Raw genomic sequence first — 26,014 nt, forward strand, 5'->3', positions numbered from 1 at the left:
CGATCGGGCCGTCAAGTCCCGTCCCGCTCGTTACGCTGTCCGGTTCCTCAGAAAGAACCTTAACTGAACGGCATTAGGGGCATGCCCCGGCTTTTTTTCACCCGATCGTCAGCGCGCGGCGTTCAGCACCGCCCGTCACACATGCGCCGCCGCGCCGTCGAGCGCTGCGCGCACGCGCTCGACGCGCTGTTCGTCGACGGGCGCCAGCACCTCGCCGCGCGGCCGCACGCCCGAGCCGAAATGCACCGCGCGCACGCCGGTGGCGCGGACGAAATCACCCACCGCGTCGATCGTGAGCCCCGAGCCGGCCAGCACCGTGCAGGTCGAACCCGCCGCCTGCCGCACCAGCCGCGTGATCGTCGCGACCGCGTCCAGCACCGACGGATGGCCGCCCGAGGTCAGCACCGACGTGACGGCCGGCACGCGCAGCAGCGCGTCGAACGCGGCATTGAGGTCGCGCGACACGTCGAATGCACGATGAAACGTCAGGTCGCGTCCGTCCGCGGCTGCCGCGACGCGCGCGAGCGCATCGAGATCGACGTCGCCGCGCGCATCGAGCGCGCCGAACACGACGCCGTTCGCACCGGCCGCGACAGCCGCGCGCACGTCGCGCTCGATCGCGCGCAGGTCGTCGGTGTCGTAGACGAACGATCGGCTGTGCGGCCGCACGATCACGTTCACCGGAATCGCCACGGCGGCCACGACGGCCTCGATCAGGCCGATGCTCGGCGTCAGCCCGCCTTCGCTGATGGCGGTCACGAGTTCGAGGCGGTCGGCGCCCGCGCGGGCGGCGGCCTTCGCGTCACCGACGGTGGTGGCGATCACTTCGAGGAGGACGGAGGAAGCGGCGGTTCGGCTCATCGGCGGCTCGCGAATCGTCAGGACAATTCGCGCATCCTAGCCGAGCGGCGCGAACCGCGCCAGCGCGACGCCGTGGCTATGCGCCGTCCGCTTCCTCGTCGATCCAGTCGATATCGCCGCACAGCACGTGCTGCGCGTCGCCGATGCGCACGGCCACCGACAGCGTCACGCATGGCTGCGCCTCGTTGATCGACAGGTACGGGCGCGTGACCTGCACACGTCCGGGCTCGGCGATCGCCGTGCGGAAATACGGCCTGCGCAGCCAGTTCGCACCCTGCGCGTCGGACAGCGGCGAGAAGCGCGCCTCGGCGAGCGCGCGGTCCGCGCGCAGCACGACGTTGCGGCCCGCCTGGCGGCCCCGCGCGTCGAGCAGGAAGCAGCGCGCGGCGGCGTCGAGGGCGAGGAAGTTCCAGCACACCTCGTCGAGCGGCTCGCCGGCCGCCACCCGCTCGGCCGCACGCTCGAACGCACGCAGGTACGGCGCGAGCCGCTGCGCATCGCGCCGCTCGCGCGCTTCGGTTTGTTGCCGAAAGCGCTCGGTCAGCTCGCCGATGCAGCCGGTCGCCGTCGCGCTGTCGGGCAGCCCGGGCGCCGGGCGGCCGAAGTAATAGCCCTGCACGAAATCCGCCTCGCACGACAGCGCGATCTGTGCGTCGTGCTCGGTCTCGATCCCCTCGACGAGCACGAGCTTGCCGGCCTCGTGCAGCAGCGTGATGAGCCCGTGCAGGATCGCGGTGAGCCCCGTGCGGTGCGCGGCGTGCGACAGCATGATCCGGTCGAGTTTCACGATGTCCGGGTTCAACTGCCAGATCCGCTCGAGGTTCGAGTGGCCGGCGCCGAAATCGTCGAGCGCGATCAGGAAGCCCTGCGCGCGGAATTCGCGCACGGCTTCGGCGAGCCGCTCGATGTCGTCCGCGCGCTGCTCGAGCACTTCGAGCACGACGCGGCGCGGCGGCATGCCGATCCGCTTCAGGTTCGCGAGCAGCGCCGCGGCCTGGAACGGGTCGGTGAGCACGCCGGGATGCACGTTGAGGAACAGCCATTCGCGCTCGGCGCCGAGCAGCGCGAAGTTCTCGAGATGCAGCGCCTGCGCGAGCCGGTCGAGCTGCAGCAGTTCGCCCTGGCGCGCGGCCTCGCCGAACACGTCGAGCGGCGACACCGCGCGGTCGAGCGCGTCATGGGCGCGCAATAGCGCCTCGTAGCCCACGGCACGCTGGTGCGACAGGCTGAAGATCGGCTGAAACACGGTCGTGAGCGTCAAGTCGCGATGCTGCGTCGCAAGGCGTTCGAGGCCGGAGCTCATCTCCCGCTCGAAACGATACGGCGAAGCGGTGGCCGGACGCTCCTGTTGCACGATCGTCATGGCGCCCTCCTGGTGATGCAGCCGAACGCGGCGGGTGCTTGAAACGGCGCACGCAATGTCATGGTGGAATCCTCGGTTGTCCGGCCGGTGCCGGACGGTACACAAGCATCAAGCAAGCTCCGTGCAAGCCCTTGAACCACGCGCCACGCATACGTGCGGCGCCGCTGCACCAGCGTGGCGCCGGTGCGGATGCACCGTTTTCGTGCATGCGCACCGGGGCGCTCGAGCGCACCCGTCAGGCCATCACGCTAAACTTCGTACGGTCGTTTCATTCTCCACAACTGCCGTATCGATGGAAATCGTTTTCACAGTCCTGATCCTGCTGCTGACCGTGGCGCTGTCCGGCGCGGTCACGCGCATCCTGCCGCTGCGATTGCCGCTGCCGCTGATGCAGATCGCGTTCGGCGCGATGCTCGCGTGGCCGAAGCTGAACCTGCACGTCACGTTCGATCCCGAAATCTTCATGCTGCTGTTCATTCCGCCGCTGCTGTTCGCGGACGGCTGGCGGATTCCGAAACGCGAGCTGTACCTGCAGCGCCGCGCGATCCTGATGCTCGCGTTCGGGCTCGTGTTCATGACGGTACTCGCAGTCGGGTACTTCGCGCACTGGCTGATACCCGAGTTGCCGCTGCCGATCGCGTTCGCGCTCGCCGCCGTGCTGTCGCCCACCGACGCGGTCGCGCTGTCAGGCATCGCCGGCAAGGGGCGGATTCCGCCGCAACTGATGCACATCCTCGAAGGCGAGGCGCTGATGAACGACGCGTCGGGCCTGGTCGCGCTGAAGTTCGCGGTCGCGGCTGCGCTCACCGGCGTGTTCTCGCTGCGCGATGCGTCGATCACGTTCTTGATCGTCGCCGCCGGCGGGCTCGCGACGGGCGCGATCGTGTCGTGGGTGTTCAGCGCGCTGTCGACGCGCTTCCTGAACGCCGAGCAGGAAGGCGATCCGGCCCCCGGCATCGTGATGACGCTGCTCGTGCCGTTCGCCGCCTATCTGTTCGCCGAGCACCTCGAACTGTCGGGCGTGCTCGCAGCCGTGTCGGCCGGGATGATGATGAACTACACGAGCTTCTCCCGCAAAAGCACGGTCGCGTCGCGCGTGCGGGCCGAAAGCACGTGGGCGATGATCGAGTTCGTGTTCAACGGCATGGTGTTCATCATGCTCGGGCTGCAGCTGCCGCACATCATCGGCCGCGCGCTCGTCGACGCGCATCACACGAGCGACGCGCTCGTCGGCCGGATGATCTTCAACGTATGCGCGATGATGCTCGCGCTGTACGCGATCCGCTTCCTGTGGGTCTGGCTGCTGCGCTGGATCGCGAGCCGCCGCGCCGCGCGCCACGGCCTCGCGGGCACGATGGCCGGCGTGCGCACGATCGCGGTGATGACGGTCGGCGGCGTGCGCGGCGCGGTCACGCTCGCCGGCGTGCTGTCGATCCCCGTCGCGCTCGCCGACGGCGCGCCGCTGCCGGGGCGCGACACCGCGATCTTCGTCGCGTCGGCGGTGATCCTCGGTTCGCTGGTCGTGGCGGTGATCGGCCTGCCGTTGCTGCTGCGCGGCGTGCGCTCGACGCGCAACCCGCTCGCCGACGAGGAGCGCACCGCGCGCGCAACCGCCGCGCAGGCCGCGATTCGCGCGATCGACTCGTCGCACGACGCGATCTCGGCCGATCTCGACGAATCGGGCGCCGCGCGCTGCGCGGACATCTCCGCGCGCGTGATGGACCAGTATCGCCGCCGCCTCGCCGCGCTCGCCGAGGACGGCCCGACGCCGCGCGCGGAAGCCAAGCAGACCGAAACGATGGAACTGCAGATGCGGATCGCGGCGGTGCGCGCGGAACGTTCGGTGTTGTACCGGCTGCGCAGCGAAAGCAAGATTTCCGACGAGACGCTGACTAAGCTCATCCGCGAGATCGATCTGTCGGAAACGGCGCTGTCGACGCGCAAGAAAGGGATCATCTGAGCGGCTGCGCCGCGGCGCGATTGCGCGGCTTCCCGACAAGAAAACGGCGACGCGCAGGCGTCGCCGTTTTCACATCCGTCCGTGTTCGCGTTACTTCGCGACGACGACCGGAATCCCCTTCAGCATCCCCGCGCCCTTCATCTCGTCGAGCGCGTGCTGCACGGCCGCGCTCGTCGCCGCTTCGATGCCGAGCTGCAGCGCGAACTCGCGCTCCGCGCGCTTCACGCCCGCGAGGTTGCGCACCTTCACGTGACCGAAGCCGCGCACGCGGGCGTGAAGATCAGCAAGCTGCGTGACCTGCGCCGCATTGCCGGTGGTCATCGCGGCGAGCGCACGCGTGAGCGTCGTCTCGTAGTCGTCGGCGAGTGCGCGCTCCATCTTGCGCTCGACGGTGCGGCCGAACGGATCGAGCCACGTGCCGCGCAGGCTGCGCACGCGCGCCAGCATGCCGAACACCGGCCACATCCACTGGCCGAACACGCGCTTCTTCGGCACACTGCCGTCGCGCCCGGCCTTCGCGACCGTCGGCGGCGCCAGGTTGAACTTCACGCGATACGCCTGCCCCGGCACGCCTTCGAACTGCGCCTCGAGCGCCGTGCGGAACGCGTCGTCCGTGAAAAGCCGCGCGACCTCGTATTCGTCCTTCACCGCGAGCAGCCGGTAGAACGTCGTGGCGACCGCGCGTGTCAGCGCGTCGTCGCCCTTCGCGGCTGCCGCGTTCACGAGCGCACGGTAGCGCTCGACGTAGCGCGCGCCGCCGTATGCGTCGAGACGCGCTTCGCGATCGGCGATCAGTTCTGCAAGCGTTTCCGGCGCGGCGTGCGTGGCCACCGCGTGGCGCGCGTTCCACAACGCATCGAGGCCCGCCGCGTCGCCGGCCGCCATTCGGCCGATCGCGAACGCGAGCTTGTTCATCGGCACCGCGACGTTGTTCAGCTCGATCGCGCGCATCATCGCGGCGAGCGACACCGGCACGAGGCCGAGCTGCCATGCGTAGCCGAGCATCAGGATGTTCGCGCCGATCGAATCGCCGAGGAATTTCGCGGCGAGCGCCTGAGCGTCGCAGCTCGACAGGTAGCCTTCACCGGCCGCATGGTGCATTTTTTCGAGCAGCGCATCCGCGTGCAGGTTCGCGTCGGGGTTCTGCACGAACGACGCGTTCGGAATCCGGTGCGTGTTGACGACGATCCGCGTGCGCTCATGGCGCACCGTCTGCAGCGCCTCGGCGCTCGCGCCGACGACCATGTCGCACGCGAGCAGCACGTCGGCCTGCTGCGTGTCGATGCGCACCTGGTTGAGCCACCGGTCGCTCGACGCGATCCGCACGAACGACAGCACCGAACCGCCCTTCTGCGCGAAGCCCATGAAATCGAGCACCGACGCGCTCTTGCCTTCGAGGTGCGCGGCCATGCTGATCAGCGCGCCGACCGTCACGACGCCGGTGCCGCCCACGCCCGTGACGAGCATGTCGTACGGCGCCGCGTCGAGATGCGTCGCGGGCACCGGCAGCGCGTCGACGCGCACGGCGAGCGCCGCTTCGTCGAACGCCGCGCCCGCGGCCTTCTTCAGCGCCGCGCCTTCGACCGTCACGAAGCTCGGACAAAAACCGTTCACGCACGAGTAGTCCTTGTTGCACGACGACTGATCGATGCGGCGCTTGCGGCCGAGCGGCGTCTCGAGCGGCTCGACCGACAGGCAGTTCGACTGCACGCCGCAGTCGCCGCAGCCTTCGCACACCGCGTCGTTGATGAACAGGCGCTTGTCCGGGTCGGGGAACTCGCCCTTCTTGCGGCGGCGGCGCTTCTCGGCCGCGCAGGTCTGGTCGTAGATCAGCACGGTGACGCCCGGCGTCTCGCGCAGCTCGCGCTGCACCGCGTCGAGTTCGCTGCGGTGATGGAACGTCGTGCCCTTCGGGAACAGGCCGTGATGGCCGTCGTACTTCTCCGGTTCGTCGGACACCACGACGAAGCGCGACACGCCTTCCGCCTCGACCTGCCGTGCGATCTGCGGCACCGAGATGCTGCCGTCGACCGGCTGGCCGCCCGTCATCGCGACCGCATCGTTGTAGAGGATCTTGTACGTGATGTTCGCTTTCGCCGCGACGGCCTGGCGGATCGCGAGGATGCCCGAGTGGAAGTAGGTGCCGTCGCCGAGGTTCTGGAACACGTGCTTCGTGTTCGTGAACATCGCGTGCGCGGCCCAGTCGACGCCCTCGCCGCCCATCTGGATCAGCCCGGTCGTGTCGCGCTCCATCCACGACGCCATGAAGTGGCAGCCGATGCCGGCCTGCGCGATCGAGCCTTCGGGCACCTTCGTCGACGTGTTGTGCGGGCAGCCGGAGCAGAAGTACGGCGTGCGCTTCACCGCGTCCGCCTCGTTCGACAGGATCTGCGGCGCGACGAGATCGACGACGCGCTCGCGGCGATCGAGCGCCGGCTTGTGGCGCGCGAGCCAGGTGGCGAACACCGGCAGAATGCGCGACGGACGCAGCTCGCCGAGCTCGGACAGCAGGCACGCGCCTTCGGCATCGTGCTTGCCGAGCACGCGCGGGCGCGCACCGTCCGCGCGGTTGTACAGGTAGTCCTTGATCTGCTGCTCGATCACCGGGCCCTTCTCTTCGATGACGAGCACTTCCGACAGGCCGTCGACGAAGGTTTCGATCCGCGTCATCTCGAGCGGATACGACAGGCCGACCTTGTAGATCCGCACGCCGGCCGCTTCCAGGTCGGCGACGGTGAGGTCGAGCCGGCGCAGCGCTTCCATCAGGTCGAGGTGCGCCTTGCCGCACGTGACGATGCCGACGTTCGCGTGCGCGCTCGGCGCGATCCACTTGTCGATGCTGTTGGTGCGCGCGAAATGGCGCACCGCGTCGAGCTTCGCCGCGAGGCGCGCCTCGATCGTGAGGCTCGGCAGGTCGGGCCAGCGGTTGTGCAGACCGCCCGCCGGCGGCGTGAAGCCCGCCGGCGCCGGCCATTGCGTCTGCAGCGCGTCGAGATCGACGGTCGAGCCCGACTCGACGGTCTCCGAGATCGCCTTGAAGCCGACCCACGCGCCCGAGAAGCGCGACAGCGCCCAGCCGTACAGCCCGAACTCGAGCATGTCCGCGATGTTCGACGGGTTCACGACCGGCATGTGCCACGCGATCATCGCGAAGTCGCTCTGGTGCGGCATCGACGACGACACGCAGCCATGGTCATCGCCCGCCACCACCAGCACGCCGCCGTGCGGCGACGAGCCATAGGCGTTGCCGTGCTTCAGCGCGTCGCCGGCGCGGTCGACGCCGGGGCCCTTGCCGTACCACATCGCGTACACGCCATCGACGGTGCGCTCCGGGTCGGCTTCGACGCGCTGCGTTCCGAGCACCGCGGTACCGCCGAGTTCCTCGTTGATCGCGGGCAGGAAGCGCACCCCGCTGCCGTCGAGCAGTTTCTTCGCCTTCCATAGCTGCTGGTCGACCATGCCGAGCGGCGAGCCGCGATAGCCGCTGACGAAGCCGGCCGTGTTCAGGCCCTGCGCGGTGTCGGACGCGCGCTGCATCAGCATCAGGCGTACCAGCGCCTGCGTGCCGGTCAGGAAGATCCGGCCGCGCGTGGCGGTCAGGTTGTCGGTCAGGCGGTAGTCGGATAGCGCGGGCGTGCCGTCAACGGGCAGTCGGGCGGTCATGGGGGATGTCTCCTGATTGTGTGTTCTGGGCTGCGCATCGGGGGCGTCGAGCGACGCCGGCCGGGGCCAACTGGATGGCTCTATTTTTTCGCGGGGAGACGAGAAAGTTTTTCCTCATCTTGCTCGAACGGCACCGGAGTGAGAAAAACTGCGCAGGTTTTGGCCGGGAATTGAGAGAGTTTTCGCGCGGGGTGGCGGACGGCTTCTGCAGGCATCTCGGCGTGGGCGAAGCGGTTGCCTCGAAAACGCGGGGATCGGCCGGAGGCAGCCCGCGCGCGCGGCGGTGGGCGCTCGCGGGCCGTGCGGCAAGGGTTCGCGCGGCAGAACAGGCGCGTCCTCACCCATCGGATGCACAGCGTTCGGATTGGTCGCGGATGCGGGATGTCCACAACGCCGGGGACTGCGGGCGAAACGGGCGGGCGCGCTCACCGGTCGATTGCACAGGGTTTCGAGTCGCGTCGAAGGCCGGATGTCCACACCTCCTTCGGCCCGCGGTTCGAGCGGATGCCGGCGCTCACCGTTGAAATCCACAGCAAGACGAGTCGATGTCGGCGGGAGATATCCACACCGCCCGATCCCTATCCGGCCGCTGCGACGCTCGCTCTCACCTGTCGGATGCACAGATTTGCGAGTCGGTGCGGCGGTGCGATATCCACACCGCTTTCCGCCCTTGCGTTGCTCCGCAGCGCGGTCCTGTCGTCGCGGCAATGCAAGCGCGGGCCCGGCAAGCACGTGTCGGGTGCCGGCCGGCTTCGGCGCGGATGGGCGTCCGTGCGCGAGCACTGACAAGGCTTTGGGGTTCATCGGCGCATGCCGTCGCGCGGCGGAACGAGGCGCAGATCCGCGTGTGGACATCGCCACCACCAGACACTAAAAACCCTGTGAATTTCGATGGTGAGCACCGGCACGCAATCGAACGAGGATGTCGATTCAGGTGTGGACAACCCAACCCGCGACAACTCGAAACGCTGTGAAATTCGATGGTGAGCGGCAGCCGTCGATCAAATGAGGGCGCAGATTCCGGTGTGAACAACGCGATCCACGACGACTCGAAACGCTGTGAATTCCGACGGTGAGCAGTGGCACGGCGATCGAACGAGGACGCCGCCCCGCGTACGGACAGCCCAACTCACGACCACTCGAAACGCTGTGAAATTCAACGGTGAGCGTCGGCACGGTATCGCACGCAGTCGCCGATTCAGCCATGAACAGCAGCGCCCGCAACCCCGCCGAGGCCCGTAGATCCGGCCTCACACCGACGCGGCCGAGCAGCACACGCCCGCCCTCACCGCTGAAATACACAGCACGTAGACTGGTCTCGGCGACCGGATATCCACATCGCGGCACACACTCGAATGAAACGCGCGATCGCGAGTGCGGTTAGAATGCGCGACCCTCGAAGCCGCAATCGACGATCAGAAACCGGCGCACAAGCCAACGCTCACCATCGAAATACACAGCGATTCGAGTGAAGCCTGCGGCAGGATATCCACACCATGATACGGGTGCGGGCCTGTCGCCGATCCGCGCACGCCGTGAGAATGCGCGGCGTTCCGGATTTCGCGCGACGCCCTGAAAGTCCGCGCCAGGCAAGTCTCACGTGCAATCGGGCGACGGCGCTCACCGTTCAATCGCACAGCTTTTTTCGTCGTCGGGAACCTGGTTGTCCACACCCCGCATCGCGCATCCGGTCGCACGAGGTCGCACTCACCGGTGAAAAGCACAGCGTGCCGAGTGGTTCCGGGGCCGGGATATCCACAACCGACCCGGCGCGAAGATTTGCCGCCGGCGCATCGGCAACGTCGGCTCACGCCCCTGCCGGCGATCGGCACCAAATGCCGGAAAGCCGCGCAAATTCGGCCTCCGGCGGAACGCTCACCGTTCGAATCCACAGCATTTCGAGTGAACGGCGCGGCCGGTTGTCCACATTCGCTCCGCAGCGGACGGCGCCCGCAAGCGCCCTCACTCGGCAATCGAACGGATGATTCGCGCCGGGTTTCCGCCGACCAGCGTATTCGGCGGAACGTCGCGCGTTACGACGGAGCCTGCGCCGACAACCGAGTTCTCGCCAACCGTCACGCCGCCGATGATCGTCGCGCCCGCGCCGATCCACACGTTGCGCCCGATCCCGATCGGCCGGGCGACGACGGCGTCGCGTCGGCGGGATGGCTCGAGCGGATGGCCCGACGTGATGAGGCTGACGTTCGGGCCGATCATCACGTCGTCGCCGATGTCGAGGCCGCCGAGGTCGTAGAACGTGCAGTTCTGGTTGACGAATACATTGCGGCCGATCCGCGTATCGGCGCCGCCCGTCGCGTAGAACGGCGGGATCAGCAGGAAGCCGTCGTCCATCGGCTTGCCGATCAGTTTCCCGAACAATGCCCGGACTTCGTCCGCATCGTCGAACGTCAGACGGTTGAGCCGCGTCGTGATCGCCATCGTCCGCTTGAGCTCCGTGCGCATCGCGACCGATTGCGGCGTGCGCCGGGGAATGATCGTGGTGCGATCGTCGTTCGCCATTCGTTGATGTTCTCCGTATGCGATCGAACCGGCACGCGGCGCATCACGCCGCGCCTGACTCGCCGAATGCGATCGCCTGGCCTTCAATTCAATCACTCGTTCGCCGCACGGGTGGTCGGCGTGTCGTGTTTCGCGTCGCGTCGGCGACCATCGTCGGGGCTCACGCGACCAGCCGCCGACGCAGCCGTCGGACCAGCGCGGTCGCGGCCGCGTCGGCCGGTCATTCATCCGTCAGTTCACAACTAGTAAATCAATAACTAGTTATTTCATGAACTTCGACGACACCGGGCTTTGCGCGGCATGCGTTACCCGATCCCAGCTTGCACCTTCCGCCCCTGTCCGAACCTCTCTCGCTCGGGTACGCTTGAGCATCCACCGAACGACACGCACACCGATACGCGGAGGCGCGATGAAGCTCTACTACTGGCCGAAGACCCGGGCATTCCGGGCGCTGTGGATGCTGGAGGAAATCGGCGCCGTCTACGAGCTCGTGCCGATCGACCTGCGGTCGCACGAACAGGGCAGCGACGCGTTCGTCCAGGTCAATCCGATGGCCAAGCTGCCCGCGCTCGACGACGGCAGCGAACCGTTCGCCGAATCCGGTGCCGTGCTGCTCTATCTCGCCGATCGCTGCCCGGGCGCCGGGCTCGGCATCGCGCCGAACGATCCGCTGCGTGGCCGCTTCCTGCAGTGGATGTTCTTCACGCCCACCTGCCTCGAACCGGCGATGGCCGAGAAATTCACCGGCGCATCGGGCAATCCGGTCGCCTTCGGCTGGGGCAACATCACGCGCGTGCAGCGCGCCCTCGCGCAAACGCTCGCCCACAATCGCTGGCTCGTCGGCGATCATTTCACCGCGGCCGACCTGTTGCTCGCCAGCACGCTGAAGATCGCGTTCGACGCGCACCTGCTGCCGCACGAAGGCGTGCTCGGCGACTATGTCGCGCGCGCCGAGGATCGCGAAGGCCATCGCCGCGCGGTCGTGATCGAACAGCGGGAAGCGGCGCGTCTGCTGCATGCGTGACGCATGAACGGCACGGCATTCGGTGGTCGCGACAGCCGCGAACGCATGCCGGCGGCCGTTCGCGCCGGCCGCCGACGTCACGCAGCCGGCCCGGGCGCCTGCGTCGCCGCGTCGGCTCCGACCACCACGCCCGGCGAGCCGCGCTCGTCGGTATCGACGTCGACCGGCACGACTTCGTGAAAATGCGTGTAATCGATGTGCGTGATGCCACCTTCGTCGTGCATCAGGTCGACATAGCGATGACGCCAGCGGATCTCCGCATGCGCCCATGCGTAGCGCGCCTGCATGACTTGCGCGGTCGTCTCGTCGGAACCTTCGATCGTGATCAACAGCGACGCGTCGTGCGCGGCGAGCGACTCGGCGGTCTCGCCGAACAGCGGGCTCGTTTCGTCGATCACGTGCATCAGGTTCCAGCCGAGCAGGAAGATCGGATGCTCGCTGCGCACGAGCGGCAGGTCGTGGATCTTGCGCAGCGTATAACCCTCGTGCGTGCCTTCGACGCGCATCAGCCGCAGTTTCGCCTGCGCTTCGGCGATCACGTTCTGGCGCGCATTCGCGGCGCGCACCATCAGCGTCATCTTGCCGTTCAGCGGGCGCACGATCGCGTAACGCGCGAACAGGATCTTCGCCTGCGGCCGCGAGAACCGCGCGAACACGAGGCCGGTCGCCAGCGCGATGCCCGACATCCCGATGAAGATTTCGAAGGTTGAGACAAGATGCGCGTAGACGGTCTGCGGATGCATGTCGCCGTAGCCGACCGTCGCGAGCGTCTCGACGCTGAAGAAGAATGCGCCGGCGAACCCGGCCGGCGACTGGTTCGCGATCGGCGCGTCGCCGAGCAGGTAAAGCGTCGCGAAGCCGCCGTTGAGCAGCAGGAACAGCATCGCGAGCGACAGGAAGAATACGGGCCAACTCACCGTCAGCGCACGGTGATAGAGGTCGCGCCAGCCGAGCGGCGGCATCCCGTATGCAATCACGGGCCGGGTGCCCGACCAGAGCTTGCGGCCACGGCTGCGGGAAGCTGGAGAGGACGGATCGACGTTCATCGCGCAAGGCCTGAAGCAGGGAGGCGATGAGCGTAGCACGCGAAGGCGGCGGCCGGGAATGCGGAGCGGGCTTTCCGCGCGACGCGCAAAAAAACGGCCGCATGAGCGGCCGGTTTCGCGGTCATCTGACCGCACGCGCGCGGCGTGCGGCGTGCTTACTTGCGATCGACGATCACGCGGTCGAACGTGCCGCCGTCGGCGAAGTGGGTCTTCTGCGCGTTCGCCCAGCTGCCGAAAACCTGCTCGACGCTGAACGTCTTCAGCGGCTTGAACTCGGCCGCATGCTTCTTCAGCACGGTCGCGTCGCGCGGGCGCAGATGGTGCCGCGCGATGATCTCCTGCGCCTGCGGCGTGTACAGGTAGTCGAGATACGCCTGCGCGACCTTGCGCGTGCCCTTCTTGTCGACGACCTTGTCGACGACGGCGACGGGCGGCTCCGCGAGGATGCTCGCCGACGGGTACACGGCATCGAATTCCGCCCCCGACGCGCCCGAGTCCATCAGCGCGACCTCGTTCTCGAACGTGACGAGCACGTCTCCGATCCCGCGCTGCGTGAAGGTCGTCGTCGCGCCGCGGCCGCCCGAGTCCAGCACCGGCACGTTGCGGAACACCGCCTTCTCGAAGTCGAGCGCCTGCTGATCGGTCGCGCCCTTCTGCTTCTGGTAGCCCCATGCGGCGAGGTACGCGTAGCGGCCGTTGCCCGACGTCTTCGGGTTCGCGATGATCACCTGCACGCCCGGCTTCGCGAGATCGCTCCAGTCCTTGATCGCCTTCGGGTTGCCCTTGCGCACGAGGAACACCATCGTCGTCGAGTACGGCGAGCTGTTGTCCGGGAAGCGCGCGCGCCAGTCCTTCGGCAGCAGCTGGCCGCGCTCGGCGAGCAGGTCGATGTCGTTCGGCTGGTTCATCGTCACGACGTCGGCCTGCAGCCCCTGCAGCACCGACAGCGCCTGCGCGCTCGACGCGCCGTGCGACTGCTTGATCGTCACGGTTTCGCCTGTCTGCTGCTTGTACGCGGCCGCGAAGCTCGTGTTGATGTCCTTGTACAACTCGCGCGTCACATCGTACGACACGTTCAGGATCGACGTGTCCGCGTGCGCGGCCGTTGCCGCCACGACCAGCGCCGCCGCGGCGCCCGTGTGCAGCCAGCGGCCGATCCCGTTGATGCTTGCCATCGTGATATGCCCCGTTTCCAGTGGTGGTGAATGTGCGTGACGGCACGCGTACGCGCTGTCATCCAAACGTAAGCGGGCATTCTAGCGGCCGGACGCCGCGCGCTTTCCAATCTGTCGTGCAAAGCTAATCTCGAATCCTGCTAAACGGCGCGCGTCGCTCGCATACGCGCCGGATCCGATGTTAAGATCGCCGCTCAGCCCTTTTCACGGTTCATCCATGTCCGCTGTCCTGCGCTCGCCCTCGATCCTTGCCGCCATCGCGGCAGGCGCGCGCGCGGCCGGGCTGAAACTGAAAAAACGACTCCTCGACTGACGGGGACGTCGCGTCCCGTCAGGCGAATGCCGGACGGGATGCACGCAGGTCGTTTTCATCTTCTTGCTTGCACGCCTCGCTCCGGCACACCGCCGGCGGAACGGTTCCTTCCCACTCCGTTTCCACCCTGAGGTTTTTCATGCAAGCACGTTTCGAAGGTATCTGGCTGCCGCTCATCACGCCGTTCCACGACGGCGAGGTCGACCACGGCGCGCTCGCGCGGCTCGCGCGTCACTATGCGACGGCGGGCATCGCGGGTTTCGTCGCGGGCGCGACGACCGGTGAAGGCGTGCTGCTCGACGCGCGCGAACAGGACGCCGTGTTCGCGACGCTGCGCGACGCCGTCCCCCGCCTGCCGATCGTCGTCGGGCTCACCGCGAGCGCAACGCACTTCGCAGCCGCCCGCGCACGCGAACTCGCCGCGCTGCGCCCCGATGGGCTACTCGTCACGCCGCCCGTCTACGTGCGGCCGACGCAGGACGGAATCCGCCGCCACGTCGAAGCGATCGTCGATGCGGCCGACCTGCCGGTGCTCGTCTACAACATTCCGTACCGCACCGGCGTGAACGTCGAACTGGAAACGCTGCAGGCGCTCGCGCGCGATCCGCGCGTCGCGGGCATCAAGGAGTGCGGCGGGACGCTCGACCGGCTGAGCCGGCTCGTGCACGACACGCCGCTCGCGATCCTCTCCGGCGACGACAACCAGAACTTCGCCGCGCTGTGTGCCGGTGCGCACGGCGCGATCGCCAGCAGCGCGCATGTGTTGCCCGAATGGCATGTGCGCATTCATGCGCTGCTGCGCGACGGCCGGCTCGCCGACGCGCGGCGGCTGTCGGTCGCGCTGCAGCCGCTCGTCGCGGCACTGTTCGCGGAGCCGAATCCGGCACCGGTGAAGGCGGTGCTGGCCGCGCAAGGGTGGTGCGAAGACGGGTTGAGGTTGCCGTTCATGCCGGCGAGCGAGGGGTTGCGGGAGCGGCTGGCAGCGACGCTTGCGGCACTCGACGAGATCGCGCCGGACATTGCCGTTGCTTAGGCAGCGGCTCGCTGCTCGATTCGGCTCGGCTCGGCAACCAGCGCGTTCTGCACCCGGAGTGTTTCAAGCAGTCGGAACCAGAGACAGGCCGTAGCGTGCAAGCTGGGCGTCGGCCGTCACGCGTTTCAGCGGTTCATGCCGAGCTCGCGCGACGAGCAAGCGATCGAACGGGTCGCGATGATGGTGCCACACATCATGCACTGCAGCCCCGTGCACGGCGCGAACCGGCAGTTCGCCTTGCCGGACGCCGAGTCACGCCGCGAGCGCCGCCCCCTCCCCCGCCGTCGCGTCCCGCACCGCCTGCGTGACGATCCGCGCGAGCCGCTCGACGGTCGGCGTCGCCGACGACGTTCGCCGCAGCAGCATCAGCGGCAGGCTCGGGAGCGCCGGCAGCCCGGACGACGCCGCGTCGAGCACGCGCACCGACGCGGGCAGCCCGTAGTGCGAGCGCACCGTCAGCCCGAGGCCGGCCGCCGCCGCGGCCCACAGCCCGGCCAGGCTCGGCGTCGTGAACGCGACGCGCCACGGCACGTCCGCACGATCGAGCGCATCGGTCGCCGCGCCGAAGAAGCGGCACGGCCGGTCGAACACGACGAGCGGCAGCGGCTCGCCTGACGCGCGCATCGCACGAAGACGCGCGCCGCCGTCATCATCCGCCTCCGCCGGCCCGTCGCCGTCCGGCATGCCGAAGCCGCTCGCGCCGACCGCCGCGATCCACTGCATCGGCACCTGCGCGATCGTGTCGCTGTCGATGCCCGCGCGCGACACCAGCATCGCCGACGCCGGGTCGCCCCACACGAGCGCGAGATCGAGCTGGTTCGCATCCAGCCGCTCGAGCAACTCGGCATTGCGCGCGACGCGCGCCTCGATCCTCACCTTTGGATGCGCCCGCGCGAAACGCCCGAGCACGTCGGGCAGGATCGCTTCGCCGAAGTCCTCCTGCAGGCCGACGCGCACCCAGCCGTCGAGATTCACGCCGCGCACCGCCGCGGCCGCTTCATCGTTCAACTCGATCATCCGCCGCGCATAGCGCAGCATCGCGTCGCCGGCGTCGGTCAGCGCGAGCCCGCGCCCGGCCTTCACGAACAACGGCGTGCCGGCCTGTTCCTCGAGCTTGCGGATCTGCGCGCTCACCGCCGACGACGAACGCGCGACGCGATCGGCGGCCTTCGCGAAGCTGCCGAGATCCACGCCCGCCACCAGGCTGCGCAACGCCGCGACGTCGAAGTTCGGCCGGGCCAGCGCGGCGTCGGGTGCCGCGGGCGCGACCGCACCGCGGGCATTGTCTTGTCCGGACATCTTAACCATCCCGTTTTATCGAACGATTCATCAAAAACTTTCCGATTTTCGGGATGAATGTAGATCGCCACACTGACGATGTCAATTTCCAGAACGGGCCCTGTCGCCATGGATACTTCCTGCCTCGCTTCCCCGTCCTCGCCCGCGCACGCCGCGCGTGGCCCGGCCCACCGCTGGCGCGTGCTTGCGGCCGGCGTCGCCGCGAACATGAGCTTTTCCGCGGCCGCGGCCGGCATTCCGACCACCGCCGTGTGGATGCGCTCGGCCTATCACCTCGACAACGGCGCGCTCGGCCTCGTGCTCGGCGCGCTCGGCTTCGGCGTCGCGCTCTCGGAGTTGCCGTGGGGGATCGCCGCCGACCGTTTCGGCGATCGCCGCGTGCTGCTCACCGGCCTCGTCGCGACGGCCGCGATGCTTGCGCTGATGGTGGCCGCGATCGTCCCGACCGCGCACGCGGTGCCGCCGCTCATGCGCGTCGTCGCGGCAATGTGCTGCGTCGGCCTGCTCGGCGGCAGCGTGAACGGATCGAGCGGACGCGCGGTGATGCGCTGGTTCGGCGAGCGCGAACGCGGGCTCGCGATGAGCATCCGCCAAACGGCCGTGCCGCTCGGCGGCGGCGTCGGCGCGGCGCTGCTGCCGTCGCTCGCGTCGCATGCCGGCTTCGCCGCGGTGTACGGCGCGTTGATGCTGCTGTGCGCCGGATCGGCCGCGCTAACGTGGCGCTGGCTGCACGAACCGCCCGACGCGCCGGCCGGCACGCACCGCCCTGTCGCGCAACAGCAGCCGGCCGCGCCCGCGCGCAGTCCGCTTGCGAACGGCCGTGTGTGGCGCATCGTGCTCGGCATCGGCGCGCTGTGTGCGCCGCAGTTCGCGGTGCTCACGTTCGCGACCGTGTTCTTGCACGATTTCGGCCGGCTCGGCCTCGCCGGCATCAGCGCGGCGATGGTGGCGCTGCAGCTCGGCGCAATGGTGATGCGCGTGTGGAGCGGCCGCCATACCGACCGGCACGGCAACCGGCGTGCGTACCTGCGCGGGTCGGTCTGCGTCGCGGCCGGATCGTTCGCACTGCTCGCGGCCGCGACCGCCGGCAGCCCGCAGGTACCGCTCGCCGCGATCGTCGCGATCCTCGTGTTCGCCGGCATCTGCGTGTCGGCCTGGCACGGCGTCGCGTATACCGAACTCGCGACGCTCGCGGGCGCGAACCACGCAGGCACCGCGCTCGGGATGGCGAACACGATCGTCTATCTCGGGCTGTTCGCGACGCCGCTCGCGATTCCGCCGCTGCTCGCCGTCAGTTCGTGGAGCGTGGTCTGGCTCGCGGCCGCGCTGATCGCGGGTGCGACCTGGCCGCTGTTTGCCCGATAGCGAGCCATCGCGCGAAACACGCGGACGCCGCTGTCCATGCCGCGACGCAGGCCCGCCGTCGTCCCGTCTCGCGGGCCAGCGCGCGCCGAGCGGCCGCTGCGCCGCCCGCACGGCACCGTGCGACATCCGTTGCGCGTTCGCATGTGATCGCTTTGACCGCGTTGCCCTCCCGTGCAAACGTGGTGGTTACGTGCGCGGCGCGCACGGCGGCGACGATGTTCGGATACGCGCCGCCGCGACACAGGTTGCCGCTCATGCGCTCGCGAATCTCGGCGTCCGACAGTTGCACGGAACGCTGCCGCACGTCGCCGATGGCAGCGCTCGCGGCACCCGCCGCGAACGCGTCGCGCAGCGCGGTCGCGCAGCAGAGCCGACCGGACGTGCAGTAGCCGCACTGACATGCATCGTGTTAGATGAATGCGTGCTGCACCGGGCTCAACACGCCGCCGCGTGCGCGCCCCTCGACGGTCGTGATCCGCGCGCCTCCGTGCATCACCGCGAGCCCCCGTTCGTCGCGCCGCACGCGCATGCTAATGCGTGCAGCATCCGCATCCACTGGAAAATTCCGCCATCCGTGGATGCGACTTTCCGCGAAAGCGTTCGGTCAGGTTTGAGAAAGCATTTCGCGATCATGCTCCGGTCGCAAACGATTCACTGAATCGTCGCATCCCCCCGGCATACTCGAAATCGTTTCCCGATCCGCCTGCCAGGAGAGAAGTCATCATGCGTCGCGCTGCCCTCGTCGTCGTTCTATGTGCCGCCACAGTCGTCGCCGCCTGCAGCGACGACGCGCCGCACGACGCGCACGCGGCCGACGCCTCCCAGCAGGCCGGCGCATCGTCCGGCTCCGCGAGCGCGTTCAACAGCGCCGCGGGCGCGAGCGCCGCCGCGTCCGATGCCGCCCCGCTCGCGCCGCCCGTCGTCCACTACCCGCCCGACGATGACGACGACACGAAGCCCGCGATGAACCCGGGCGCGTCCGGCGTTGCCGCATCGTCGGCGCATTGATTCCGCCGTTCCTGTCCATGTCCCTGCCCCCCGATCGCAGAACCGAGGTGAAATAACATGACGTCATCGAGCCGCCGCCGTTTCCTGCATACCGTCGCACAATCCGCGGGCGCCGCCGTCGCGCTCAACGCGTTCCCCGAATCGATCCGCCGCGCGCTCGCGATTCCGGCCGCGCGCGGCGCCGGCACGATCCGCGATGTCCAGCACATCGTCGTGTTCATGCAGGAGAACCGCTCGTTCGATCATTACTTCGGACACCTGCGCGGTGTGCGCGGCTACAACGACCGTTTCCCGATTCCGCTGCCGAACGGCAAGCCGGTGTGGTACCAGCCGTCGAAGGAAGACCCGACGAAGCCCGTGCTGCCGTTCCGGCTCGACACGAAGACGACCAGCGCGCAGTGCCTCGGCGCGCTCGACCACTCGTGGGCGAAGACCCACGCGGCGATCGACGGCGGCCGCTACGACCAGTGGCCCGCGAACAAGACCGACATGACGATGGGCTATCACGTGCGCGAGGACATCCCGTTCCACTACGCGCTCGCCGATGCGTTCACCGTGTGCGACAACTACTTCTGCTCGCTGCCGGGGCCGACGCACCCGAACCGCTCGTACCTGATGACGGGCACGGTCGACCCGACCGGCAAGTTCGGCGGCCCGCTGCTCGACAACGCCGACTACGTCGACGGCGACCTGCCGCCCGCGTACCAGCTGCTGTCGTGGACGACCTTCCCCGAACGGCTCGAGGCGCACGGCGTGTCGTGGCAGATCTACCAGCAGGGGCTCACGTGGGCCGATCCGTACAACGGCAACTACGGCACGAACATCCTGCAGAACTTCACGAACTTCATCAACGCGAAGCCGGGCTCGTCGCTGTACCAGCGCGCGCAGACGGTGCGCACGCTCGACAACCTGAAGGACGACGTGATCAACGACCGGCTGCCGCAGGTGTCGTGGCTGCTGCCGCCCGCCGCGTTCTCCGAGCATCCGAAATACACGCCGGCTTATGGCGCGAACTACACGTCGCAGATCCTCGACGCGCTCACGGCGAATCCGGACGTATGGGCGAAGACCGTGCTGTTCATCATGTACGACGAGAACGACGGCTTCTTCGATCACATCGTGCCGCCGCAGCCGCCGACGTCGGCCGCGCAGGGCGCATCGACCGTGACCACCGACGGCGAACTGCACACGGTCGTGAATCCCGGCCGCGGTGGCAGCTACACGGCCGACGGCCTGCCGTACGGCCTCGGGCCGCGCGTGCCGATGACGGTCGTGTCGCCGTGGTCGAAAGGCGGCTTCGTGTGCTCGCAGGTGTTCGACCATACGTCGGTGATCCGCTTCATCGGCGAACGCTTCGGTGTCGACGAGCCGAACATCACGCCGTGGCGCCGGACCGTCTGCGGCGACCTCACCGCCGCGTTCGACTTCCGCTCGTCCGACGCGTCGTTTCCGACGCTGCCCGACACGAGCCAGTACCGCTCGATCGCCGACCAGCAATGCACGTCGCAACCCGCGCCGACCGTGCCCGCGATGCCGTCGCCGATCGATCCGCAGGAGCCCGGCGTGCGGCCGGCCCGCGCGCTGCCGTACGAACTGCACGTGAACGCGAGCATCTACGGCGGCAACACGCTGCGCATCGAGTTCGCGAACCGCGGCAACCAGGGCGCGCACTTCCAGGTGTACGCGACGAACCGCACCGACGGCCCGTGGCGCTACACGGTCGGCGCGCGCCGCGTGCTGCACGCGGACTTCGACCTGACGGAGACGAACGGCGCGTATGCGTTCTCGGTGTACGGGCCGAACGGCTTCGTGCGGATGTTCGCGGGCAACGTGTCGGCCGCGACGGCGCGCCGCCGCAACCATGCGCAGCCGGAAGTGAAGGCCGGCTACGACATCGCGAACGGCAACCTGTACCTGAAGCTGCGCAACCATGGCGCGGGCCACGTGACGCTCATGCTGGCCGACAACGCATACGGCACGCCCGCGCGCCAGGTGACGCTGCACGGCGGCGACGAACACGTCGAGCAGTGGGCGCTCGCGTCGAGCCATCACTGGTATGACGTGACGGTGAGCGACGGCGCGAACGGCACGTTCTCGCGCCGCTTCGCGGGCCACGTCGAGAACGGCCGGCCGAGCTACTCGGATCCGGCCGCGGTGCGGCCCGTTTCCGCGTCGTAAGCCCGGCGGCACGACGCCGGCGGCACGACGGTGCGCGGCCCGCGCCGCGCAGCGCGTGCGCGTGAGTGTCAGATCGCGTGCGTGAGCGCGCGGTCGACGCGCGCGGCGTCGAAGCCGTCGTCCGGGTCGCGAAAACGCAGCGGCGCCGCGCAGTGCACCAGCGTGTCGATGAAGGACTTCGCGCGCGGCCACGGCCCGAAGCCGGCCGCGGTGTTGATGTGTCCGGCGTCGCCGAGATTGACGAATGCGCTGCCGAGCCGCTGCGCGAGCGTGCGCGCATCGGCGAGCGGCATCCACGGATCGGTCTCGCTGCCGATCACGATCGACGGCACCGCGAGCCGGCGCGCGTCGAACGGCCCGGCGAACGTGAATTTCTTCGGGCTGGCCGGTGCGACAAGCAGCACGCCCGCGACGTCGGCCGCCAGCGGCCATTGCGCAAGCGCATGCGCGGCCGCGAGGCAGCCGAAGCTGTGCGCGGCCAGCACGAACGGGCCGCGCTCGCGCTCGAGCAGCCCGCGCACGGACTGCGCCCAGCGCGCGAGATCGGGGGCATCCCAGTCGGCCTGTTCGACCCGCAGCGAACGCGAGAACTGCCGCTCGAGCCAGGTCTGCCAGTGGGCGCCTTCGCTGCCGTGCAGGCCCGGAACGGTCACGAGCCGCGGCGGCCACGCCGATTTGCTGCATGCGCGCATGATTGCCCTCGCTTGCTTTGCTTGGAGACGAGATTCGATTGTGGCGTGCCGCGCGCGGCGGCCGAACCAATATTTTGTGCTTTGCTTTTGCGCGGGACAGCCGCCGGCACGGGCCGCGCGGTGCGGGCTGGCCGTCTCGCGGCGGCGCAACGCGCCGCGAAACCGTAGAATGTGGGCTTCCCGCTTGCCTTGCATCGGATCGAACCGGGCGCCGCCGCGCCGGTTCCGATCGACAGGAGACGCCCGATGTCCGCTACGCCCGCCGGCGCGCTGCGCCCGTTCCATCTCGCCTTTCCCGTGTCGAGCCTCGCCGACGCGCGCGCGTTCTACGGCGGCCTGCTCGGCTGCCCCGAGGGCCGCAGCTCGGAACACTGGGTCGACTTCGATTTCTTCGGGCACCAGCTCGTCGCGCACCTCGCGCCGGACGAAACCGGCAAGAGCGCGGTGAACCCGGTCGACGGCGACGACGTGCCCGTCCGCCATTTCGGCGTCGTGCTGTCGATGGATGAATGGCATGCGCTCGCCGACAAGCTCAAGGCCGCGCACACGCGCTTCGTGATCGAGCCGCACATCCGCTTCAAGGGCGAGGTCGGCGAGCAGGCGACGATGTTCTTCCTCGATCCATGCGGCAACGCGCTGGAATTCAAGGCGTTCGCCGACATCGGCCAGCTGTTCGCGAAGTAGGCGCATGAAGATCCTGTTCTACTCGCCGCATCAGGAAGCCGACGCGTGGCGCGGCGCGATCGCGCGGGCGCTGCCCGAGGCCGAGTTGCGCGCCTGGCAGCCGGGCGACACGGGCGCCGCCGACTACGCGCTCGTATGGCGCGCGCCGCGCGAGCTGTTCGCGCCGCGCGACGGCCTGCGCGCGATCTTCAATCTGGGCGCGGGCGTCGACGCGCTGCTCGCGCTCGACCGCGCGCACCCCGGCACGCTGCCGCGCGACGTGCCGCTGGTGCGCCTCGAGGATTCGGGCATGGCGCGGCAGATGATCGAATACGTGACGCACGCGGTGCTGCGCTACCTGCGCCGCTTCGACGAATACGACGCGCTGCAGCGCGAGCGCCGCTGGCAGCCGCTCGAACCGCATCCGCGCGCGAGTTTCACCGTCGCGGTACTCGGTCTCGGCGTGCTCGGCGCGCAGGTCGCGCAGGCGCTCGCGGCGCTCGGCCTGCCGGTGCGCGGCTACAGCCGCAGCCCGAAACGGCTCGACGGTGTCGAGACCTTCGCGGGCGACGACGCGCTCGACGCGTGCATCGACGGCGCGAAGGTGCTCGTGAACCTGCTGCCGAGCACGCGCGATACCGACGGGATCCTGTCGGCACGAACCTTCGCCAGGCTGGCGCCGGGCGCGTACCTGGTGAACGTCGCGCGCGGCGCGCATCTCGTCGAGGCCGACTTGCTCGACGCGCTCGCGAGCGGCCGGATCGCCGCCGCAACGCTCGACGTGTTCCAGCATGAGCCGCTGCCCGTCGACCACCCGTTCTGGCACGCGCCGCGCATCACGATCACGCCGCACAGCTCGGCCGAGACGCTGCGCGACGAAGCCGTCGAGCAGATCGCCGGCAAGATCCGCGCGCTCGAGCGCGGCGAGCGCGTCGGCGGCATCGTCGACTACGCGCGCGGCTACTGAATTCCGCTTATACAAAACTGGAGACAACCATGACGTTCCCCACCGCCGTCAAGATCGTCGAAGTCGGCCCGCGCGACGGGCTGCAGAACGAAAAGACCTTCGTGCCGACCGACGTGAAGATCGCGCTCGTCGACCGGCTGTCGCGCGCCGGCTTCCGCAATATCGAGGCCGCGTCGTTCGTGTCGCCGAAATGGGTGCCCCAGATGGCCGACGGCGCCGACGTGATGGCCGGCATCGAGCGTCGCGCGGGCACCGTGTATTCGGTGCTCACGCCGAACCTGAAAGGCTTCGAGAACGCGGTCGCCGCGCGCGCCGACGAAGTGGTGATCTTCGGCGCGGCGAGCGAGGCGTTCTCGCAGCGGAACATCAACTGCAGCATCGCCGAGAGCATCGCGCGCTTCGAGCCGGTCGCGAAGGCCGCGAAGGATGCCGGCCTGCGGCTGCGCGGCAGCGTGTCGTGCGCGCTCGGCTGCCCGTACCAGGGCGAGGTGCCGGTCGCCTCGGTCGTCGACGTCGTCGAACGCTTCGCCGCGCTCGGCTGCGACGAGATCGACATCGCCGACACGATCGGCGTCGGCACGCCGAAGCGCACGCGCGAAGTGCTCGAAGCGGTCACCCGCGTGTTCCCGCGCGAGCGGCTGTCGGGCCACTTCCACGACACCTACGGCCAGGCGCTCGCGAACATCTACGCGGCGCTGTTCGAAGGGATCGAGATCTTTCACGCGTCGGTCGCCGGCCTCGGCGGCTGCCCGTATGCGAAGGGCGCGACCGGCAACGTCGCGACCGAGGACGTGCTGTACCTGATGCAGGGCCTCGGCATCGACACCGGCATCGACCTCGCGCAGGTGGTCGCCGCCGGCGACTTCATCTCCAACGCGATCGGCCGCGCGAACGTGTCGCGCGCCGGTCGCGCGCTGCTCGCCAAGGCGCAGAGCGCGGCCGACACGCCGAGTTGCGTCTGACCCCAACACTGACGGATTCTCCATGACGACACCCGCTTCATTCGACTCTCTCCCCGACTCCGCGCGACGCGTCGCGCTGCTGCTGCGCGAACGCGGGCACGCGAAAGGGATCGTGATGCTCGCCGAAACCGGCAAGACCTCCGCCGAGGCTGCGGCCGGGCTCGGCTGCGAGGTCGCGCAGATCGCGAAGTCGATCCTGTTTCGCCGCGAATCGGACGGCGCGCCGGTGCTCGTCGTCGCGAGCGGCGTGAACCGCGTCGACGAGAAGAAGGTCGCCGCGCAAGTTGGCGCGGTCGGCCGCGCCGATGCGAAATTCGTGCGCGACAACACCGGCTACGCGATCGGCGGCGTCTGCCCGATCGGCCATCTCGTCGAACCGGTCACGCTGATCGACGCCGACCTGCTCGAACTGGACAGCCTGTGGGCGGCCGCCGGCCATCCGCACGCGGTGTTCAACCTGTCGCCGCAGGAACTCGTCTCGCTGACGGGTGCGCCGGTCGCCGACGTCGCGCTGCGCAACGACGCATGAGCGACACGCCGGTATCGGTCGGCACGGTCGCGTCGCCGTGCACCGACGTATGCAGGATCGATCCGCGCACCGACTGGTGCGCGGGCTGCCTGCGCACGCGCGACGAAATCAAGGGATGGCGCGCGTCCGACGACGACGCGAGGCGCGCGTTGCTCGCGCGGCTCGACGCGCGGCGGCGCCTGCTCGCGCGGAGCGGCGCATAAAAAAATGCCGTTCGGCCTGCTTGGCGAACGGCATGAGATCGGAATCCTGTGAACGTGATCAACGTCACAGCCCGCATCATACGAGCGACGCTGCGGCGTTGCATCGGGTGTTTCCCTACAACTTCTTACAGCGTTTTTCACACGCAACCTGCGTTCCCGGGCGCGGCGCCAGCGGGCGTCGGCAACCTGCCGTAGCGGCGATCCAAATCGCACGACCGTTTCAGTTGCCGACCGCCGCGCGACGCGCGGGCACGATGCGCCAGCCGAGATTCACGCCGGCCGCCGCGAGCAGGATCAGCAGCGCGCCGAGCACCTGCGTCCACGCGAGCGTCTGCCCGAACGCGATGCGATCGACGATGATCGCGACGACCGGATAGACGAACGACAGCGCGCCCGTCATCGCGACCGGCAGCTTCTGGATCGCACCGTACAGCAGCACATACATCACACCGGTGTTCACGACGCCGAGCACGACGAGATCGAGCCACTGCGCGGCCGTCGCGGGCAACGTGCCGAAGTGCGCGAACGGCGCGAGCAGCACGATGCCGAGGCCGGCCTGCAGCAGCGCGAGCAGGTGCGGCGGCGTGCCCTTCAGGTGCTTCGTGATGATCGACGACACCGCGTACAGGAACGCCGCGCCGAGCGACAGCGCGACGCCTTCGAGATATTCGCCGGGCACCGCGAGCACGGCCGGCTCGACGCGTACCACGCACACGAGCCCGATGAAGGCGAGCGCGAGCCACGCGATCGTCGACGCGCTGATCCGTTCGCGGAACACGATCGCGCCGAGCGCGACGAGCATGAACGGCTGCGTGTTGTAGACGGCGGTCGCCATCGAGATCGACGCGCGCGAATACGCGGCAAACAGCAGCAGCCAGTTTGCAACGATCGCGATGCTGCCGAGCGCCGCGAGCGCAAGCATGCGCGGCGAGAACAGCGCGCGACGCAGGAAGCCGAGCGCCGCGCAGACGATCGCGAGCGTCGCGGCGCCGAACAGGCAGCGGAAGAACACGACGTTGGTGAGCGGTTGCTGCGACGACATCACGAGCCAGCCGATCGTGCCGGACATCATCATCGCGACGACCATCTCGGCGGCACCGCGGCGGATTTCGTTCGAGGCCATCATGGACTCCGTTTGACGAGAGGGGATGGCTTCGATTCTAGGAACTTGCTTTCCGTGCATCCACGAC

General features: G+C 68.8%; 20 protein-coding genes and 2 pseudogenes. 11 read left to right on the forward strand and 11 right to left on the reverse strand.

Annotated features, from left to right (window positions below; all coding sequences use genetic code 11):
• Positions 1 to 135 precede the first annotated feature (135 nt).
• Complete coding sequence (locus tag WS75_RS27450; protein WP_059685258.1) at positions 136 to 861, reverse strand: copper homeostasis protein CutC; 726 nt, start codon at positions 859 to 861, stop codon at positions 136 to 138.
• 76 nt (positions 862 to 937) lie between these two features.
• Positions 938 to 2,224 (reverse strand): sensor domain-containing phosphodiesterase, encoded by a 1,287-nt coding sequence (locus WS75_RS27455; RefSeq protein ID WP_059685259.1) that lies wholly within the window; start codon positions 2,222 to 2,224, stop codon positions 938 to 940.
• 292 nt (positions 2,225 to 2,516) lie between these two features.
• On the opposite strand from WS75_RS27455, the gene WS75_RS27460 reads away from it, so the two are divergent.
• Complete coding sequence (locus WS75_RS27460) at positions 2,517 to 4,184, forward strand: Na+/H+ antiporter (RefSeq protein WP_059685261.1); 1,668 nt, start codon at positions 2,517 to 2,519, stop codon at positions 4,182 to 4,184.
• Positions 4,185 to 4,274: 90 nt separating this feature from the next.
• Here the strand turns inward: WS75_RS27460 and WS75_RS27465 are convergent, their stop codons facing one another.
• Both WS75_RS27465 and WS75_RS27470 read right to left on the reverse strand, forming a co-directional pair.
• Positions 4,275 to 7,847: an indolepyruvate ferredoxin oxidoreductase family protein gene (locus WS75_RS27465; RefSeq protein ID WP_059685263.1), complete on the reverse strand. Its 3,573-nt coding sequence runs from the start codon at positions 7,845 to 7,847 to the stop codon at positions 4,275 to 4,277.
• A 1,962-nt stretch (positions 7,848 to 9,809) separates the two neighbouring features.
• Complete coding sequence (locus WS75_RS27470) at positions 9,810 to 10,367, reverse strand: sugar O-acetyltransferase (RefSeq protein WP_059685265.1); 558 nt, start codon at positions 10,365 to 10,367, stop codon at positions 9,810 to 9,812.
• A 409-nt stretch (positions 10,368 to 10,776) separates the two neighbouring features.
• On the opposite strand from WS75_RS27470, the gene WS75_RS27475 reads away from it, so the two are divergent.
• On the forward strand, positions 10,777 to 11,391 hold the full coding sequence (locus WS75_RS27475) for a glutathione S-transferase family protein (protein WP_059685267.1): 615 nt from the start codon (positions 10,777 to 10,779) through the stop codon (positions 11,389 to 11,391).
• Positions 11,392 to 11,468: 77 nt separating this feature from the next.
• Here the strand turns inward: WS75_RS27475 and WS75_RS27480 are convergent, their stop codons facing one another.
• Together WS75_RS27480 and WS75_RS27485 are read right to left on the reverse strand one after the other, a co-directional pair.
• Positions 11,469 to 12,437 carry an ion channel gene (locus WS75_RS27480; RefSeq protein WP_059685269.1) on the reverse strand — a complete coding sequence of 323 codons (969 nt, stop codon included), beginning with the start codon at positions 12,435 to 12,437 and terminating at the stop codon, positions 11,469 to 11,471.
• 155 nt (positions 12,438 to 12,592) lie between these two features.
• The gene (locus WS75_RS27485; RefSeq protein ID WP_059685271.1) at positions 12,593 to 13,612 is read right to left on the reverse strand and encodes a sulfate ABC transporter substrate-binding protein; all 1,020 of its coding nucleotides are present in this window, start codon (positions 13,610 to 13,612) and stop codon (positions 12,593 to 12,595) included.
• 452 nt (positions 13,613 to 14,064) lie between these two features.
• Between WS75_RS27485 and dapA the strand changes: the two genes are divergently transcribed.
• Positions 14,065 to 14,958 carry a 4-hydroxy-tetrahydrodipicolinate synthase gene (gene dapA, locus WS75_RS27490; RefSeq protein WP_059685273.1) on the forward strand — a complete coding sequence of 298 codons (894 nt, stop codon included), beginning with the start codon at positions 14,065 to 14,067 and terminating at the stop codon, positions 14,956 to 14,958.
• Positions 14,959 to 15,021: 63 nt separating this feature from the next.
• On the opposite strand, the pseudogene WS75_RS35000 reads toward dapA, so the two are convergent.
• Positions 15,022 to 15,207 (reverse strand): annotated as a pseudogene (locus WS75_RS35000) (PIN domain nuclease); the annotation flags it as partial.
• 3 nt (positions 15,208 to 15,210) lie between these two features.
• A complete protein-coding gene (locus WS75_RS27495; RefSeq protein WP_059685275.1) occupies positions 15,211 to 16,257 on the reverse strand; it encodes a LysR substrate-binding domain-containing protein in 1,047 nt (348 codons plus the stop codon).
• Between the two features lie 108 nt (positions 16,258 to 16,365).
• Here WS75_RS27495 and WS75_RS27500 point away from each other — a divergent pair, with 108 nt between their 5' ends.
• A complete protein-coding gene (locus tag WS75_RS27500) occupies positions 16,366 to 17,622 on the forward strand; it encodes an MFS transporter (protein ID WP_059685278.1) in 1,257 nt (418 codons plus the stop codon).
• A 190-nt stretch (positions 17,623 to 17,812) separates the two neighbouring features.
• Here the strand turns inward: WS75_RS27500 and WS75_RS34795 are convergent.
• Positions 17,813 to 18,124 (reverse strand): annotated as a pseudogene (locus WS75_RS34795) ((2Fe-2S)-binding protein); the annotation flags it as partial.
• 221 nt (positions 18,125 to 18,345) lie between these two features.
• Between WS75_RS34795 and WS75_RS27510 the strand changes: the two are divergent.
• On the forward strand, positions 18,346 to 18,630 hold the full coding sequence (locus tag WS75_RS27510; protein ID WP_059685279.1) for a hypothetical protein: 285 nt from the start codon (positions 18,346 to 18,348) through the stop codon (positions 18,628 to 18,630).
• 57 nt (positions 18,631 to 18,687) lie between these two features.
• Positions 18,688 to 20,808, forward strand: coding sequence for a phosphocholine-specific phospholipase C (locus WS75_RS27515; RefSeq protein WP_059685282.1), 2,121 nt, complete (start codon positions 18,688 to 18,690; stop codon positions 20,806 to 20,808).
• Between the two features lie 68 nt (positions 20,809 to 20,876).
• On the opposite strand, the gene WS75_RS27520 is transcribed toward WS75_RS27515, so the two are convergent.
• Positions 20,877 to 21,500: an RBBP9/YdeN family alpha/beta hydrolase gene (locus tag WS75_RS27520; protein ID WP_059685284.1), complete on the reverse strand. Its 624-nt coding sequence runs from the start codon at positions 21,498 to 21,500 to the stop codon at positions 20,877 to 20,879.
• A 246-nt stretch (positions 21,501 to 21,746) separates the two neighbouring features.
• On the opposite strand from WS75_RS27520, the gene WS75_RS27525 reads away from it, so the two are divergent.
• From WS75_RS27525 to WS75_RS27545, 5 genes are read left to right on the forward strand one after another with little or no spacing between them, the layout of a single operon-like run.
• The gene (locus WS75_RS27525; protein WP_059685286.1) at positions 21,747 to 22,184 is read left to right on the forward strand and encodes a VOC family protein; all 438 of its coding nucleotides are present in this window, start codon (positions 21,747 to 21,749) and stop codon (positions 22,182 to 22,184) included.
• A gap of 4 nt (positions 22,185 to 22,188) precedes the next feature.
• Positions 22,189 to 23,130, forward strand: coding sequence for a 2-hydroxyacid dehydrogenase (locus WS75_RS27530; RefSeq protein WP_059685287.1), 942 nt, complete (start codon positions 22,189 to 22,191; stop codon positions 23,128 to 23,130).
• Between the two features lie 29 nt (positions 23,131 to 23,159).
• Positions 23,160 to 24,092: a hydroxymethylglutaryl-CoA lyase gene (locus WS75_RS27535; RefSeq protein ID WP_059685289.1), complete on the forward strand. Its 933-nt coding sequence runs from the start codon at positions 23,160 to 23,162 to the stop codon at positions 24,090 to 24,092.
• Positions 24,093 to 24,114: 22 nt separating this feature from the next.
• On the forward strand, positions 24,115 to 24,621 hold the full coding sequence (locus WS75_RS27540) for a YbaK/EbsC family protein (RefSeq protein ID WP_059685291.1): 507 nt from the start codon (positions 24,115 to 24,117) through the stop codon (positions 24,619 to 24,621).
• Entirely contained in the window at positions 24,618 to 24,824 is a 207-nt protein-coding gene (locus WS75_RS27545) for a DUF1289 domain-containing protein (RefSeq protein ID WP_059685293.1), read from the forward strand. The genes WS75_RS27540 and WS75_RS27545 overlap by 4 nt, the downstream gene beginning before the upstream one ends.
• Before the next feature lie 220 nt (positions 24,825 to 25,044).
• Here WS75_RS27545 and WS75_RS27550 read toward each other — a convergent pair whose 3' ends face one another.
• The gene (locus WS75_RS27550; protein WP_059685295.1) at positions 25,045 to 25,947 is read right to left on the reverse strand and encodes a DMT family transporter; all 903 of its coding nucleotides are present in this window, start codon (positions 25,945 to 25,947) and stop codon (positions 25,045 to 25,047) included.
• Between the last annotated feature and the right edge of the window lie 67 nt (positions 25,948 to 26,014).

The organism is Burkholderia sp. FL-7-2-10-S1-D7 (assembly GCF_001524185.1).
In the GTDB taxonomy this organism is placed as follows: Bacteria; Pseudomonadota; Gammaproteobacteria; order Burkholderiales; family Burkholderiaceae; genus Burkholderia; species Burkholderia diffusa.

Bases quoted from the DNA above. Each gene is read 5' to 3' on its own strand.
- WS75_RS27480 (WP_059685269.1), bottom strand. From the start codon at position 12,437: ATGAACGTCGATCCGTCCTCTCCAGCTTCCCGCAGCCGTGGCCGCAAG.
- WS75_RS27520 (WP_059685284.1), bottom strand. From the start codon at position 21,500: ATGCGCGCATGCAGCAAATCGGCGTGGCCGCCGCGGCTCGTGACCGTT.
- WS75_RS27540 (WP_059685291.1), top strand. From the start codon at position 24,115: ATGACGACACCCGCTTCATTCGACTCTCTCCCCGACTCCGCGCGACGC.
- WS75_RS27510 (WP_059685279.1), top strand. From the start codon at position 18,346: ATGCGTCGCGCTGCCCTCGTCGTCGTTCTATGTGCCGCCACAGTCGTC.
- WS75_RS27525 (WP_059685286.1), top strand. From the start codon at position 21,747: ATGTCCGCTACGCCCGCCGGCGCGCTGCGCCCGTTCCATCTCGCCTTT.
- WS75_RS27455 (WP_059685259.1), bottom strand. From the start codon at position 2,224: ATGACGATCGTGCAACAGGAGCGTCCGGCCACCGCTTCGCCGTATCGT.
- WS75_RS27530 (WP_059685287.1), top strand. From the start codon at position 22,189: ATGAAGATCCTGTTCTACTCGCCGCATCAGGAAGCCGACGCGTGGCGC.
- WS75_RS27485 (WP_059685271.1), bottom strand. From the start codon at position 13,612: ATGGCAAGCATCAACGGGATCGGCCGCTGGCTGCACACGGGCGCCGCG.
- WS75_RS27550 (WP_059685295.1), bottom strand. From the start codon at position 25,947: ATGGCCTCGAACGAAATCCGCCGCGGTGCCGCCGAGATGGTCGTCGCG.
- WS75_RS27515 (WP_059685282.1), top strand. From the start codon at position 18,688: ATGACGTCATCGAGCCGCCGCCGTTTCCTGCATACCGTCGCACAATCC.
- WS75_RS27535 (WP_059685289.1), top strand. From the start codon at position 23,160: ATGACGTTCCCCACCGCCGTCAAGATCGTCGAAGTCGGCCCGCGCGAC.
- WS75_RS27500 (WP_059685278.1), top strand. From the start codon at position 16,366: ATGGATACTTCCTGCCTCGCTTCCCCGTCCTCGCCCGCGCACGCCGCG.
- dapA (WP_059685273.1), top strand. From the start codon at position 14,065: ATGCAAGCACGTTTCGAAGGTATCTGGCTGCCGCTCATCACGCCGTTC.
- WS75_RS27470 (WP_059685265.1), bottom strand. From the start codon at position 10,367: ATGGCGAACGACGATCGCACCACGATCATTCCCCGGCGCACGCCGCAA.
- WS75_RS27460 (WP_059685261.1), top strand. From the start codon at position 2,517: ATGGAAATCGTTTTCACAGTCCTGATCCTGCTGCTGACCGTGGCGCTG.
- WS75_RS27465 (WP_059685263.1), bottom strand. From the start codon at position 7,847: ATGACCGCCCGACTGCCCGTTGACGGCACGCCCGCGCTATCCGACTAC.
- WS75_RS27545 (WP_059685293.1), top strand. From the start codon at position 24,618: ATGAGCGACACGCCGGTATCGGTCGGCACGGTCGCGTCGCCGTGCACC.
- WS75_RS27475 (WP_059685267.1), top strand. From the start codon at position 10,777: ATGAAGCTCTACTACTGGCCGAAGACCCGGGCATTCCGGGCGCTGTGG.
- WS75_RS27495 (WP_059685275.1), bottom strand. From the start codon at position 16,257: ATGTCCGGACAAGACAATGCCCGCGGTGCGGTCGCGCCCGCGGCACCC.
- WS75_RS27450 (WP_059685258.1), bottom strand. From the start codon at position 861: ATGAGCCGAACCGCCGCTTCCTCCGTCCTCCTCGAAGTGATCGCCACC.